Source organism: Streptomyces sp. NPDC090127 (assembly GCF_044746945.1).
In the GTDB taxonomy this organism is placed as follows: domain Bacteria; phylum Actinomycetota; class Actinomycetes; order Streptomycetales; family Streptomycetaceae; genus Streptomyces.
Genome location: NZ_JBIVDE010000009.1, coordinates 216,602 through 230,028 on the forward strand (window position 1 = coordinate 216,602; position 13,427 = coordinate 230,028).

Genomic DNA, 13,427 nt, shown 5'->3' on the forward strand with positions numbered 1-13,427 from the left:
GCATAACGGTTACGTGTTGTAGTCGGGTCGTTTTGGAGAGTGATCGCGGCCGGGGCTAAGGTCCCGGCCTCGTGAGCACTTCCCAGGGCAGCCACCGCTCCCCGCGGCGTTCCGCGCCCGCGCCCGTGCCCGTCCACGACCAGCCGACGCAGGAGGCGCTGGTCGTACCGCCGCAGGCCCGGAGCCCCCGCGCCGAGGCCCGCCGCGCGGCGCGGCGCCGCAAGGGCAAGGGCAGGTCCGGCCCCGGCGAGGGCCTGCGGCGCATCGTCCCGCAGGCCCTGGTCGTCGCCTTCCTGGCCGGCGGCACCAGCGCCTTCGTCGCGAACGACAAGGCGATCAGGCTCTCCGTCGACGGCGTCCCCCGGACCCTGCACACCTTCGCCGACGACGTCGACGAACTGCTCGCCGACGAGGGCCTCGCCGTCGGCTCCCACGACATCGTCGCCCCGGCCCCCGGCGCCGACCTGGCCAGCGGCGACGAGATCGTCGTCCGCTACGGCCGGCCCGTCACCCTCACGCTCGACGGCCAACGCCGCCAGGTGTGGACGACGGCCAGGACCGTCGACGCCGCCCTGCGCCAGCTCGGGGTACGGGCCGAGGGCGCGTTCCTCTCCGTTTCCCGCGCCGCGCCCATCTCCCGCCGGGGCCTCGCCCTCGACGTCCGCACCGAGCGGACGGTCACCCTCCTCGCCGACGGCCGCGAGCGGACCCTGCGCACCAACGCCGCCACCGTCCGCGAGGCCGTGGAGGAGGCCGGGATCACCCTCTCCGGCCAGGACACCACCTCCGTCCCGGCCGGCTCCTTCCCGCGCGACGGCCAGACCATCACCGTCCTGCGGATCACCGGCTCGCAGGAGATCCGCGAGGAGCCCATCCCGTTCGCCGTGGAGCGGACCCGCGACCCGGAGCTCTTCGCGGGCACGGAGGTCGTCGAACGGCAGGGCGCCCAGGGCGTGCGCCGTGTCACGTACAGCCTGCGGACCGTCAACGGCGTCCGGCAGAAGCCGCGAAAGACCGGCGAGGAGATCGTCCGCGAGCCCGTCACCCAGAAGGTGAAGGTCGGCACCCGGCCGCTGCCCACCTCCGTCGCCGGCGCGGACGGGCTCGACTGGGGCGCGCTCGCCGCCTGCGAGTCCGGCGGCCGGCCGGGCGCGGTGGACCCCTCGGGGACGTACGGCGGGCTCTACCAGTTCGACCCCGGCACCTGGCGCTCGCTCGGCGGCAGCGGGGTCGCCCAGAACGCGACCGCGTCGGAGCAGACGTACCGGGCGAAGAAGCTGTACGTGCAGCGGGGCGCGAGCCCCTGGCCGCACTGCGGCCGAAGGCTGTACCGGTGAGCCGTAGGCTGTACCGGTGAGCACCACCACCGGCCCCGAAGGCCCCGACGCCCTCCTCGGCCCCGCCGACATCCGTGAACTGGCCGCAGCCCTTGGCGTACGCCCCACGAAGCAGAAGGGGCAGAACTTCGTCATCGACGCCAACACGGTCCGGCGGATCGTCCGCACGGCCGAGGTGCGCCCCGACGACGTGGTCGTGGAGGTGGGCCCCGGACTCGGCTCGCTGACCCTGGCGCTGCTCGAAGCGGCGGACCGGGTGACGGCCGTCGAGATCGACGACATCCTCGCGGGCGCGCTGCCGGCCACGATCGCCGCCCGCCTGCCGCGCAAGCGGGACCACTTCGCGCTGGTCCACTGCGACGCGATGGAGGTCCAGGAGCTGCCGGGCCCGCCGCCCACGGCGCTGGTCGCGAACCTTCCGTACAACGTGGCCGTGCCGGTGCTGCTGCACATGCTCGACCGCTTCCCGACGATCGAGCGGACGCTCGTCATGGTCCAGGCGGAGGTCGCGGACCGACTCGCGGCCAAGCCCGGCAACAAGGTGTACGGCGTGCCGTCGGTGAAGGCCAACTGGTACGCCGAGGTGAAGCGGGCGGGCTCGATCGGCCGCAACGTCTTCTGGCCGGCGCCGAACGTCGACTCGGGCCTGGTCTCGCTGGTCCGCCGCGCGGAGCCGGTCGCGACGACCGCCTCCAAGGCGGAGGTCTTCGCGGTCGTCGACGCGGCCTTCGCGCAGCGCCGCAAGACCCTGCGCGCCGCCCTCGCCGGCTGGGCGGGCTCGCCCGTGGCGGCGGAGGAGGCCCTCGTGAAGGCGGGCGTCTCACCGCAGGCGCGCGGCGAGGCGCTGACGGTGGAGGAGTTCGCACGGATCGCGGAGGCGAAGGCGTGAGCGGCGCGGGTGGTTCGGGCGCGGACGCCGCGCAGAGCGTGGATGGCGCGGGTTCGGGGACGGACGCCGCCTCGAGCGTCGGCGGTACGGGTACGGGTACGGGCCCGGGCACCGCCCCGAGCGCGGACGGCACCGCCCCGAGCGCGGACGGCATGGGCCCGCGCGCGGGTGGTTCGGGCCGGAACAGCGCCCGGTCCGTTACCGTTCGGGTGCCCGCCAAGGTCAACGTGCAGCTCGCCGTCGGCGGGGCGCGGCCCGACGGGTTCCACGACCTGGCCAACGTCTTCCTCGCCGTCTCCCTCCACGACGAGGTGACCGCGACCCCCGCCGCCGAACTGACCGTCACCTGCGCGGGCCCGGACGCCGACAAGGTCCCCCTGGACCGCACCAACCTGGCCGCGCGCGCCGCCGAGCTGCTCGCCGCCCGGCACGGGATCTCCCCGGACGTCCACCTGCACATCGCCAAGGACATCCCGGTGGCCGGCGGGATGGCGGGCGGCAGCGCGGACGGCGCGGGCGCGCTCCTCGCCTGCGACGCGCTCTGGGGCCTGAACTCCTCGCGCGCCGAACTCCTCGACATCTGCGCCGAACTCGGCAGCGACGTGCCGTTCAGCCTCGTCGGCGGGGCGGCGCTGGGCGTCGGCCGCGGTGAGCGGCTGACCGAGCTTCCGGTGGGCGGCGGCTTCCACTGGGTCTTCGCCGTCGCCGACGGCGGCCTGTCGACACCGGCGGTGTACGGCGAGTTCGACCGCCTCAACGCGGGCGTCACCGTCCCCGCACCGGCCGCGTCCCCCGCCCTCCTGGACGCCCTGCGCACCGGCGACGCGACCGCCCTGGCCGGCGCCCTGGCCAACGACCTCCAGCCGGCGGCCCTCTCCCTGCGCCCGTCCCTGACGGCCACCCTGGAGGCGGGCACGGCGGCCGGCGCGCTGGCCGCCCTGGTCTCGGGCTCCGGCCCGACGACGGCGTTCCTGGTGAAGGACGAGGACGCGGCCCGCGCGGTCGCCGACGCCCTGACCGCCTCCGGCACCTGCCGCACCGCCCGCGTGGCGACGTCCCCGGCCCCGGGGGCGCGACGCGTGTAGGTACGGCCGTACTCACGCACGCATCTGAGTATCCGAGCGCTCCCGGAAGACCCTGCGCGCACGGGACCGTACCCGCATGGGAATCAGCGGAATCAGTGCCCGGGAACTCGCCGCCGCCACGCCCGCCACGCGGGACCGGTACGTCGACCTGCTGCGGGTCGGCTCGCTCGGGGTCGTCGTCCTCGGGCACTGGCTGATGGCGGCCGTCGGTGCCGACGGGCAGGTCGGCAATCTGCTCGCCGTCGTGCCCGAGCTCCAGGTCGTCACCTGGGCGCTCCAGGTCATGCCGGTCTTCTTCTTCGTCGGCGGGTTCTCGCACGCCCTCGCCCACCGCTCCCGCCCCGCCTACGCCGCGTTCCTGCGCGCCCGGCTCCAGCGGCTGCTGCGGCCGACGATGGTGTTCGTGGGCGTGTGGGGCGCCGCCGCCCTGCTGATACAGCTCCTCGGCGCGGACGGCGGGCTGACCGGCGTCGCGCTGCGGCTCGTCACCCAGCCGCTCTGGTTCATCGGGATCTACCTCGCGATGGTGGCCTTCACCCCGCCCCTGCTGAAGCTGCACGAGCGCTGGGGATGGGGCGCCTTCGCCGCGCTCGCGAGCGGTGCGGTCGCCGTGGACGTGCTGCGGTTCGCCTTCGACGTGCCGTTCGTGGAGTTCCTGAACTTCGCCTTCGTCTGGCTGGCGGTCCATCAGCTCGGCTTCCTGCGGGCCGACGGCATGATCCGCCTCCCCGCCGTCCTGGCCGGCGCCGGGCTGCTCGCCGCCGCCGGGCTCGTCGCCCTCGGGCCGTACCCGCTCTCCATGGTCGGGATGCCCGGCGAGAAGGTCTCCAACATGGCCCCGCCGACCCTGGCGCTCCTCGCCCATGGCCTCTGGCTGGTCGGCGCGGTCGAGCTGCTCAGGGGCCCGGGCACCCGGCTGGTCGCCCGCGCCGGGGTCTGGCACAAGGTGGTCGTCGCCAACGGGATCGCCATGACCGCCTTCCTGTGGCACCTGACCGCCATGCTCGGCGTGTACGGCACCCTCCTCGCCCTCGACGTGACGCTGCCCGCGCCCGCGACCGGCGGCTGGTGGGCGCAGGTCCCCTTCCGTATCGCCGCCGCGGCGCTCCTCACGGCCCTGCTCGTCGCCGCCTTCCGCCGCTTCGAGCGCCCGCCCGCGCGCGCCGAGGGGCGTGGGACCGCCCCCGACGCGGGCGGTCCGGTCGCCGCACTCGGCATCACCCTGGCGCTCTTCGGCATCCTCGGCCTGTCGATGGTCGGCTTCGGCGGACTCCTGGAGGGCCACGCGGCCACCCTGATCGCGGTCCGGATCACCGCCCCGGTCGCGGTGGCGACGGCCCTCGCGGGCTGGCTGCTGGTGGAGCGGGCGGGCCGGGCGCGGACGACCTGACTCCGCGTCGTACGGCAGGCCGGGCCGCCGCCCGGGCCCGTTCGGCGCCGTCGCGACGCCTCCCCCTACGCTGGTCCCTTCGAGGGGACGAGTCGGCGCGGTACGACGGATCGGAGCGGTACGGGTGACGGGGGCGAACGGCACGGAGTTGGTCGGCGAGGTTCTGGGCGGGCGGTACCGCGTGACCGCGACGATCGGGCGCGGTGGCATGGGCGTGGTCGCCCGGGCGGTGGACCAGGTGCTGAACCGCGAGGTCGCCGTCAAGGTCCTGCGGGCCTACACCGACGCCACCCCTGCCGAACTGGCCGACCTGCGGGTCCGGATGCGGCGGGAGGCGCAGGCCGCCGCCCGGATCCGGCACGGCGGTGTCGTCACGGTGCACGACGTGGTCGAGGAGCAGGGGCTGCCCGTCATCGTCATGGAGCTGGTCGACGGGCCCTCGCTCGACGACGTGGTGACGGCGCGCGGACCGCTGGATCCGCGCGAAGTGGCCGCGATCGGGGCCAAGCTGACGGACGCGCTCGGGGCGGCGCACCGGGCGGGGGTCCTCCACCGGGACGTCAAGCCGGGCAACGTGCTCCTCGAACGCTCGGGCCGGGTCGTGCTCACGGACTTCGGCATCGCCACCATGGAGGCCGGCGACGGCGACGCCGTGGCCAAGCTGACCCAGAGCGGCCAGATCGTCGGCTCCCTCGACTACCTGCCGCCCGAGCGGGCGCAGGGCCAGGAGCCCGGGCCCGCCTCCGACATCTGGTCGCTCGGCATGACGCTGTACGCGGCGGTGGAGGGCACGGCGCCGTTCCGCCGTACGTCGGCCTGGTCCACCCTGTCCGCGATCGTCACCGAGCCTCTCCCCGAGCCCCGCCGCTCGGGTCCGCTCGCCCCGGTGCTGCGGGCGCTGATGGCCAAGGACCCGCTGCACCGGCCGGACGCCGACCAGGCCCGCGCGATGCTGGAGGCGGTCGCGGCGGGCACGGCCCCGGCTCCGATGCCCCCAGCTCCCGCCCCCACGCCGACACAGCCCCCGGCTGCCGTCCCGGCCACGCCTCCGGCACCTCTCCCGGCCACGCCCCCGGCCTTCGGGCCGCCGCACGAGCCGTTCGCCCCGTCCGCCCCGTTCGCGCCATCCGCCCCGCTCGCCCCGCAGCCGGGCCTGGCTCCCGGCATACCCGCCGGTCACGCAGGCCCTGCCGGTCACGCAGGCCCCACAGGTCACGCAGGCTCCACCGGTCCCGCCGGCCAGGGCGGGGCCCGCACGGAAACCGCCCCGGCGCGCCGCCGCCGTGGCCGTACCGTCGTCGCGGTCGCCGTCGCCACGGTCCTGACCGGCGGAGGCATCGCCTACGCCCTGATGGACAAGGGCCCCGGCACAGGCGGCAGCCCGCAGGCGGGGGCTCCCACGGCGAGCGCACCGGCCGACGGCGAGGTGTCCGGCCGGGACGGGATCACCGACCGCCCGACCGCCCCCGGGGACCTGACGTCCATGGCTCCCGACGGGACGCCGACCGGCACCCCCACGCAGCAGGACGAGCCCGGCGAGCCGACCCCCACCAAGGCGCCCACCCACGACGACAAGCCGGCCACCACGCCCTCGGCCCCGCCGCCGACGACCACGCCCAGCCCCACCGTGAAGGAACCCACCCCGGTCTCGACGGCCTGCACCGGCTGGGCCCACTCCAACCGCAGCGACGGCTACGGCTACCTGGCCCAGACCTCCCACCTCTACACCGGCCCGTACGCGGACTGCGCGTACGTGAGCGTGGTCAAGGCCGATGTGAAGGTCTACTACCACTGCTACGTCACCAACGCCCACGGCAACAAGTGGATCTACGCCCGCATCCAGGGCACCGAGACCGAGGGCTGGCTCCACAGCGAGAAGGCCGACCGCGAGAGCGGCAGTCTCGCCCGTTGCTAGGTCGTGTCCGGGGCGGGCCCGGGGCGGGGGATCACCGCACGCCGTGACACCGGCCCGGCCCCCGTACCCTTGGACCTCGATCCATCCCCCGGTACAGGAGTCAAAGTGGCCGTCAACCTGGTCAATGTCGAGGCTGCCAGCAAGGTGTACGGCACACGCGCCCTGCTCGACGGCGTCTCGCTCGGCGTCTCCGAGGGCGACCGGATCGGCGTCGTGGGCCGCAACGGCGACGGCAAGACGACCCTCATCCGGATGCTCGCCAAGCTGGAGGAGGCCGACACCGGCCGTGTCACGCACAGCGGCGGGCTCCGGCTCGGGGTGCTCACGCAGCACGACTCGCTCGACCCGAAGGCCACCATCCGGCACGAGGTCATCGGCGTCATGGCTGACCACGAGTGGGCCGGCAGCGCCAAGATCCGTGACGTGCTCACCGGGCTCTTCGGCGGGCTCGACCTGCCCGGCTTCGACCAGGGCCTCGACACCGTCATCGGCCCGCTCTCCGGTGGCGAGCGCCGCCGGATCGCGCTCGCCAAGCTCCTCATCGAGGACCAGGACCTGCTCGTCCTCGACGAGCCCACCAACCACCTCGACGTCGAGGGCATCGCCTGGCTCGCCAAGCACCTCCAGGAGCGCCGCTCCGCGCTCGTCTGCGTCACCCACGACCGCTGGTTCCTCGACCAGGTCTGCACCCGCATGTGGGACGTGCAGCGCGGTGACGTCCACGAGTACGAGGGCGGCTACTCCGACTACGTCTTCGCCCGCGCCGAGCGTGAGCGCATCGCGGCGACCGAGGAGACCAAGCGACAGAACCTGATGCGCAAGGAGCTGGCCTGGCTGCGGCGCGGCGCCCCCGCCCGTACCTCCAAGCCCCGCTACCGCATCGAGGCCGCCAACGAGCTCATCGCCGACGTGCCGCCGCCGCGCGACACCTCCGAGCTGATGAAGTTCGCCAACGCCCGGCTCGGCAGGACGGTCTTCGACCTGGAGAACGTCACCGTCACCGCGGGCCCCAAGACGCTGCTCAAGCACCTCACCTGGCAGCTCGGCCCCGGTGACCGCATCGGCCTGGTCGGCGTCAACGGCGCCGGCAAGACCTCCCTGCTGCGGGCGCTCGCCGACGCCGCCGTCAGCCAGGGCGAGGAGCAGCCCGCCGACGGGAAGATCGTCGTCGGCAAGACCGTACGGCTCGCCTACCTCTCCCAGGACGTCACCGAACTCCCCGCCACGCTGCGCGTCCTGGAGGCCGTCCAGCAGATCCGCGACCGGGTCGACCTCGGCAAGGGCCGGGAGATGACCGCCGGTCAGCTGTGCGAGCAGTTCGGCTTCTCGAAGGAGAAGCAGTGGACGCCGGTCGGCGACCTCTCCGGCGGCGAGCGCCGCCGCCTCCAGTTGCTGCGCCTGCTGATGGACGAGCCGAACGTCCTCTTCCTCGACGAGCCCACCAACGACCTGGACATCGAGACCCTGACGCAGCTGGAGGACCTCCTCGACGGCTGGCCGGGCTCCATGGTCGTCATCTCCCACGACCGGTTCTTCATCGAGCGCACCACCGACCGCACCTTCGCCCTGCTCGGCGACCAGACGCTGCGGATGCTGCCGCGCGGCATCGACGAGTACCTGGAGCGGCGCCGGAAGATGATCGAGGCGTCGGTCCCGGTCACCGCCCCGTCGTCCTCGGCCGCGCAGGCGAAGCCCGGCCTCTCGGCGGCCGACGCGCGGGCCGCCAAGAAGGAGCTGCAGAAGGTCGAGCGGCAGCTGGACAAGGTCTCCGAGAAGGAGGCCAAGCTGCACGCGCGGATCGCGGAGAACGCGACCGATTTCGAGCAGGTCGCGAAGCTCGACGCCGAGCTCCGGGAACTCTCCGGGGAGCGCGAGGAGTTGGAGATGCGGTGGCTGGAATTGGCGGAGGACGCGTGAGGACGCGTAGAGAAGCCGTGCGAAACGGGTAACGAGGGCATCACGGGCCGGTCCTCCCTTGGGCACAAGGGGTGGACCGGTCGCTTTTGCGCCATCCCGTGAGTGGTAGAAAGAAAACCCGCTCACACCAAGGGGGAACGCGCTGATGACCCAGCCGCCCAGCAACCAGCCGCCGGGCTTCGGCGCACCGAACCAGGACCCGGCGCAGAACGCGCCGCAGAACCCGGCTCACAACCCGCCCCAGGGCACGCCGCCGGTGCCTCCGATGCCGCCGCAGGCCCCGCAGCCCCCGCAGGGGGCCCCGCAGACGCCGCCGCCGGCCGCGCCCGGTCCGTACAACCAGCCGCCGCAGCCCGGTTACGGCTACCCGCAGCAGCAGCCGGGCCCGTACGGCCAGCCGCCGCAGCCCGGTTACGGGTACCCGCAGCAGCAGCCCGGCCCGTACGGCCAGCAGCCCGGCCCCTACGGGCAGCAGTCGAACCCGTACGGCGGTGGCTACCCCACCCAGCCCCCGGCGCCCGCGCCCGGCGGCAAGAACCCGTTCAAGGGCAAGCCGGGCGTCATCGTCGCCGCGGCCGTGGCCGCCGCGCTCGTCATCGGCGGCGGCACCTGGTTCGCCCTCAGCGGCGACGACAAGGACGAGCCGATCGCCAAGCCGACGGCCACCAGCGCCACTCCGAGCCCCTCCGAGTCCGTCGACCAGGGTGACGGCAACGGGGACGGCGACGGCCGCAACGCCGAGGACGACCTCAACGCGGGCCGCAAGCCCGGCGAGGCGAAGGTCGACTGGCTGCTCAAGAACAACGTCGACCTGCCCCGCAACGGCGCCGACGTGTTCGGCCCGTGGGTCTCCGGCGATGTCGTCGCCAAGGCGATGTACAAGAGCGTCAGCGGCTTCGGGCTCGGCGACGGCGCCTCCAGGTGGACCGTCGACCTGCCCTTCGAGATCTGCGCCGCCGCCCCCGAGCCGGCCGCCGACGGCTCCACCGTCATCGCGATCAACGACAAGGCGGGCGACCGCGCCGACTGCAAGGTCCTCCAGCAGATCAACCTGAAGACCGGCAAGGCGGGGTGGAAGAAGACGCTCGACAAGGGCACCGGCTTCAGCTCGTTCTCCGACATCACCCTCGCCATCAGCGGCACCACGGTGACGGCGGCCGGCATGAACCACTCCTGGGGCTTCGAGCTGGCCGACGGCAAGCAGCTCTTCGGCAAGCCGGCGGCCGGCTCCTGCCAGCCGTACGCCTTCGCCGGCGGCACGAAGCTGATCGCCGCCGCGGCCTGCCGCACGTCCGACGTCAACAAGCCGCAGGAGCAGGTCAGCGAGGTCGACCCGAAGACGGGCAAGCCGAAGTGGACCTTCAAGCTGCAGCCCAGCTGGGAGGTGGACAAGGTCTACTCGGTGGACCCGCTGGTCGTCTCCGCCCAGCAGCGTGACGAGAAGAAGTGGACCGTCTTCGCCGTCACCGCCGACGGCAAGCTCCGCTCGCAGATCCAGGGCGGCACGGACAAGTACGCCCCGGACTGCGGCGGCGGCGCGTTCGTCGTCTTCGGCCGCAACCTCCAGGGCTGCAACGGCGTGACCGCCGACGCCAACACCTTCTACATGGCGACGGACTCCGAGTACCGCCAGGCCAACGCCGTCGTCGCGTTCGACCTGAACACCGGCAAGCAGAAGTGGCGCGCCGCCGCCCCCGCCGAGCGCTCGATCACCCCGCTGCGCATGGAGGGTTCGCAGGTCGTCGTCTACATGAAGGCGATGTACGACGCCGGCGGCGCCGTCGCGACCCTGGCCCCGACCGGCGGTTCGCCGAAGATCGTCCAGCAGCACCCGGTGTCGACCGCCGAGATCGAGGACGACTACTACAGCCCGGCCTACGTCTACTCCGGCGGCCACTTCGTCGTCGCGGCGGGCCGCGTGAGCGCGAGCAACGACGCGGAGGAGAAGGAAGCCAAGACGATGATGTCCTTCAGCAAGTGACGCCCGCCCGCCACCGATGAACCCACCGCAACAGCCGGGCGAGCGCCCTACGACCGCCGTGCCCACGGCGGTCGTGGTGGCGCTTCTCGCCGTCTCCAGGGCCGACGCCCGCATGACCTCCGAGGTACCCACACCATGACGCAGCCGCCACCGCCTCCGCCCAACCAACCCCCGGGCCCGCCGCCGAACCAGCCGCCCGGCGGCTTCGGCGCCCCGCAGGACCCGCCGCCCGGCGGCTTCGGCGCGCCCACGCCGCCGCCGAACCAGCCTCCGTACGGCTACCCGCAGCAGCCGCCGACGCAGCCGCAGCAGCCGCCGACGCAGCCTCCGTACGGCTACCCCCAGCAGCCGCAGCAGCCGCAGCAGCCCGGCCAGCCGCAGTACGGCTATCCGCAGCAGCAGCCGCAGCAGCCGTACGGGTACCCGACGCAGCCGCAGCAGCCGTACGGCTACCCGCAGCAGGGCGCGCCCACGGCCGTCGCTCCCGGCGGCGGCAAGAAGCTGTCCGCGCAGATGCAGATCATCATCGCCGCCGTGGTCGCCGTCGTCCTCATCGTCGGTGGCGGCGTCTGGTACGCCAACTCCGGCGGCGGCGAGGAGAACAACACCGCCGGCGGCGGCACCGGGGCGACCGGTGGCGACCAGAACAAGGGCGGGGGCAACGGCCTCGGCGGCAACGGCAAGGAGAAGGTGCCCGGCAACACCAGGTCCTCGCTGAAGTTCCAGCTGCCGCAGCCCAAGGTCGACGACACCACGGACGTCACCGGTTCCTGGATCACCGAGAAGGCGTACGTGAAGACGGGCGTCAACTCGATCGTCGGCTACGACCTCGACAAGGGCACCGCGCTCTGGACCCTGGCCCTGCCCGGCCAGGTCTGCGGCGCCTCGAAGCACACCACCGCCGACGGCAAGACGGCCATCCTCTTCGAGGCGACCAAGCGGGTCGCGCCGAAGTTCTACCAGTCGTGCACCGAGGTCGGCGTCGTCGACCTGACCGCCGGCAAGCTGGTGTGGTCGACCTCCGTCACCGGCGGCAACGCGGGCGACGACAAGGCCAAGTTCAGCGAGATCACCCTCAGCGGGAAGACCGTCGCGGCCGGCGGCACCGACGGCGGCGCGGCGTTCGACCTGGCCAACGGCAACCCGCGCTGGAAGCCCAAGGCCAACGCCGAGAGCTGCTACGACATGGGCTACGGCGGCGGCGAGGGCCTCGTCGCGGCGCGCAAGTGCGGCCCGTACGACAGCCAGTACGTCGTCATCCAGAACCTGAACCCGGCGGACGGCTCCGTGATCTCCCAGTACAAGATGCCCACCGGTGTCGAGTACGCGGCGATCGTCTCCACCAAGCCGCTCGTGGTCGCCGCCGACGTCGGCAAGACCGCCGGCGACGGCAGCGGCATCTCGGACTTCTTCTCGATCGACGAGAAGACCGGCAAGCTGAAGGTCAAGATCGCCGCGAACGCGGACCGGTTCGCGGCCAGGTGCCGTTCCACCGAGGTCGAGGCCTGCCAGCGGGTCGTCGTCGGCAACGGCCGGCTCTACCTGCCGACCGAGGAGCGCGAGGGCAGCACCGGGGAGTACGGCGACGAGACCAACGAGATCCTCGCCTTCGACCTGACCACCGGCAAGCAGGTCGTCGAGAAGGCCGACGCGGGCGACAAGTGGACGCTGGTCCCGCTGCGCATGGACGGCGGCAACCTCCTCGCGTACAAGAGCCCGCCCTACGACAAGGGCGGCCAGATCGTCTCCATCGACGGCGGCACGATGAAGCCGACCGTGCTCATGGAGAACCCGTCGGACAAGACGGTGCGCGACGCCGAGGGCAGCTTCTCGGACGACTACGTCGAGATCCTCTACGGCAACGGCCGGCTGTTCTTCTCGGACGTGATGATCAGCAAGTCGAGCCAGTCGACCACGACGGAGTTCCTGGCGCTCGGATTCGGCACCAGCTGACACCCGGCTCGTCATCGCACAGCCCGGCGCGTCGATTCACTCGGCGCGCCGGGCTGTTTGCGTGGGGTCGCGACGGGCGAAGTATTCGGAGTCCGGGGGGACGAACGTGTAGTTTGCCGGGTCATCGGAGTGGCTGGGGCCGGGGGACGGCCTCAGGGGGGAACAAAGGGGTTGCTCGATGGGCGTGCGGCTCATGGTGGTCGACGACCACCGACTGCTCGCCGAGGCGCTCGCCTCGGCACTGAAACTGCGTGGGCACCGGGTGCTCGCGGCGGCCGCCCCGGTGGCGGGCGCGGCGGAGTTGGTGGTGAGCCGGGCGCCCGAGGTGTGCCTGCTCGGCACGGCCTCCCCGGCCGAGCCGGGGGCCTTCGACCCGATCGTACGGATCAAGCGCGAGCGGCCGCAGGTGGCCGTGGTCGTGCTCGGGCCGGTGCCCTCCCCGCGCGGGATCGCGGCGGCCTTCGCGGCCGGCGCGTCCGGGTACGTCCGGCACGACGAGCGCATCGAGGGCGTGGAGCGGGCGCTGATGAAGGCCAGGGCGGGGGAGGCGGCGGTGGCGCCGCAGCTCCTCCAGGGCGCCTTCACGGAGCTGCTCAACCCGTCGGCGCAGCCCGACGACGAAGGGCAGCGGCTGCTGCGGATGCTGACACCGCGTGAGGTGGAGGTCCTCGTTCGGGTGGCGGAGGGCGAGGACACCCGGCTGATCGCGGCCGGCATGGGGATCGCGCCCAGCACGGCGCGGACGCATGTGCAGCGGGTGCTGATGAAGCTCGCGGTGGGCTCGCGCCTGGAGGCGGCGGCGCTCGCCGCGCGGACCGGCCTGCTGGACCGGGCCCACGTGCCGGGGGCGCGGGGCGAACGGCCCTAGGTCGTGCGGCCAGGGCGGAGCCCTGGGGATCGCGGCGGCGCCGCACTTGTCGGGGGGCTCGGGGTCGACGACCCCGTCTTCGTCATTGACGT

9 protein-coding genes are annotated in these 13,427 nt (G+C 73.4%); all 9 read left to right on the forward strand.

Going from position 1 to position 13,427, the window contains the following annotated elements:
• Window positions 1-71: 71 nt before the first annotated feature.
• On the forward strand, window positions 72-1,337 hold the full coding sequence (locus tag ACIPPS_RS29590) for a ubiquitin-like domain-containing protein (RefSeq protein ID WP_401438237.1): 1,266 nt from the start codon (window positions 72-74) through the stop codon (window positions 1,335-1,337).
• A gap of 16 nt (window positions 1,338-1,353) precedes the next feature.
• Complete coding sequence (rsmA, locus tag ACIPPS_RS29595) at window positions 1,354-2,226, forward strand: 16S rRNA (adenine(1518)-N(6)/adenine(1519)-N(6))-dimethyltransferase RsmA (protein WP_401438240.1); 873 nt, start codon at window positions 1,354-1,356, stop codon at window positions 2,224-2,226.
• Between the two features lie 152 nt (window positions 2,227-2,378).
• Window positions 2,379-3,311, forward strand: coding sequence for a 4-(cytidine 5'-diphospho)-2-C-methyl-D-erythritol kinase (locus ACIPPS_RS29600; protein WP_401438599.1), 933 nt, complete (start codon window positions 2,379-2,381; stop codon window positions 3,309-3,311).
• A gap of 76 nt (window positions 3,312-3,387) precedes the next feature.
• On the forward strand, window positions 3,388-4,701 hold the full coding sequence (locus ACIPPS_RS29605) for an acyltransferase (protein WP_401438243.1): 1,314 nt from the start codon (window positions 3,388-3,390) through the stop codon (window positions 4,699-4,701).
• Between the two features lie 124 nt (window positions 4,702-4,825).
• Window positions 4,826-6,616 carry a protein kinase gene (locus ACIPPS_RS29610; protein WP_401438246.1) on the forward strand — a complete coding sequence of 597 codons (1,791 nt, stop codon included), beginning with the start codon at window positions 4,826-4,828 and terminating at the stop codon, window positions 6,614-6,616.
• A 105-nt stretch (window positions 6,617-6,721) separates the two neighbouring features.
• Entirely contained in the window at window positions 6,722-8,533 is a 1,812-nt protein-coding gene (locus ACIPPS_RS29615; RefSeq protein ID WP_401438248.1) for an ABC-F family ATP-binding cassette domain-containing protein, read from the forward strand.
• 145 nt (window positions 8,534-8,678) lie between these two features.
• Window positions 8,679-10,514, forward strand: a complete 1,836-nt coding sequence (locus tag ACIPPS_RS29620; RefSeq protein WP_401438251.1) for a PQQ-binding-like beta-propeller repeat protein — start codon at window positions 8,679-8,681, stop codon at window positions 10,512-10,514.
• 135 nt (window positions 10,515-10,649) lie between these two features.
• Window positions 10,650-12,467 carry a PQQ-binding-like beta-propeller repeat protein gene (locus ACIPPS_RS29625; protein WP_401438254.1) on the forward strand — a complete coding sequence of 606 codons (1,818 nt, stop codon included), beginning with the start codon at window positions 10,650-10,652 and terminating at the stop codon, window positions 12,465-12,467.
• Between the two features lie 178 nt (window positions 12,468-12,645).
• The gene (locus ACIPPS_RS29630; protein ID WP_401438257.1) at window positions 12,646-13,335 is read left to right on the forward strand and encodes a LuxR C-terminal-related transcriptional regulator; all 690 of its coding nucleotides are present in this window, start codon (window positions 12,646-12,648) and stop codon (window positions 13,333-13,335) included.
• The last annotated feature ends 92 nt before the right edge of the window (window positions 13,336-13,427 follow it).

Coding starts and splice junctions, on each gene's coding strand:
- ACIPPS_RS29625 (WP_401438254.1), top strand. CDS start 10,650: ATGACGCAGCCGCCACCGCCTCCGCCCAACCAACCCCCGGGCCCGCCG.
- ACIPPS_RS29605 (WP_401438243.1), top strand. CDS start 3,388: ATGGGAATCAGCGGAATCAGTGCCCGGGAACTCGCCGCCGCCACGCCC.
- ACIPPS_RS29600 (WP_401438599.1), top strand. CDS start 2,379: ATGGGCCCGCGCGCGGGTGGTTCGGGCCGGAACAGCGCCCGGTCCGTT.
- ACIPPS_RS29620 (WP_401438251.1), top strand. CDS start 8,679: ATGACCCAGCCGCCCAGCAACCAGCCGCCGGGCTTCGGCGCACCGAAC.
- ACIPPS_RS29630 (WP_401438257.1), top strand. CDS start 12,646: ATGGGCGTGCGGCTCATGGTGGTCGACGACCACCGACTGCTCGCCGAG.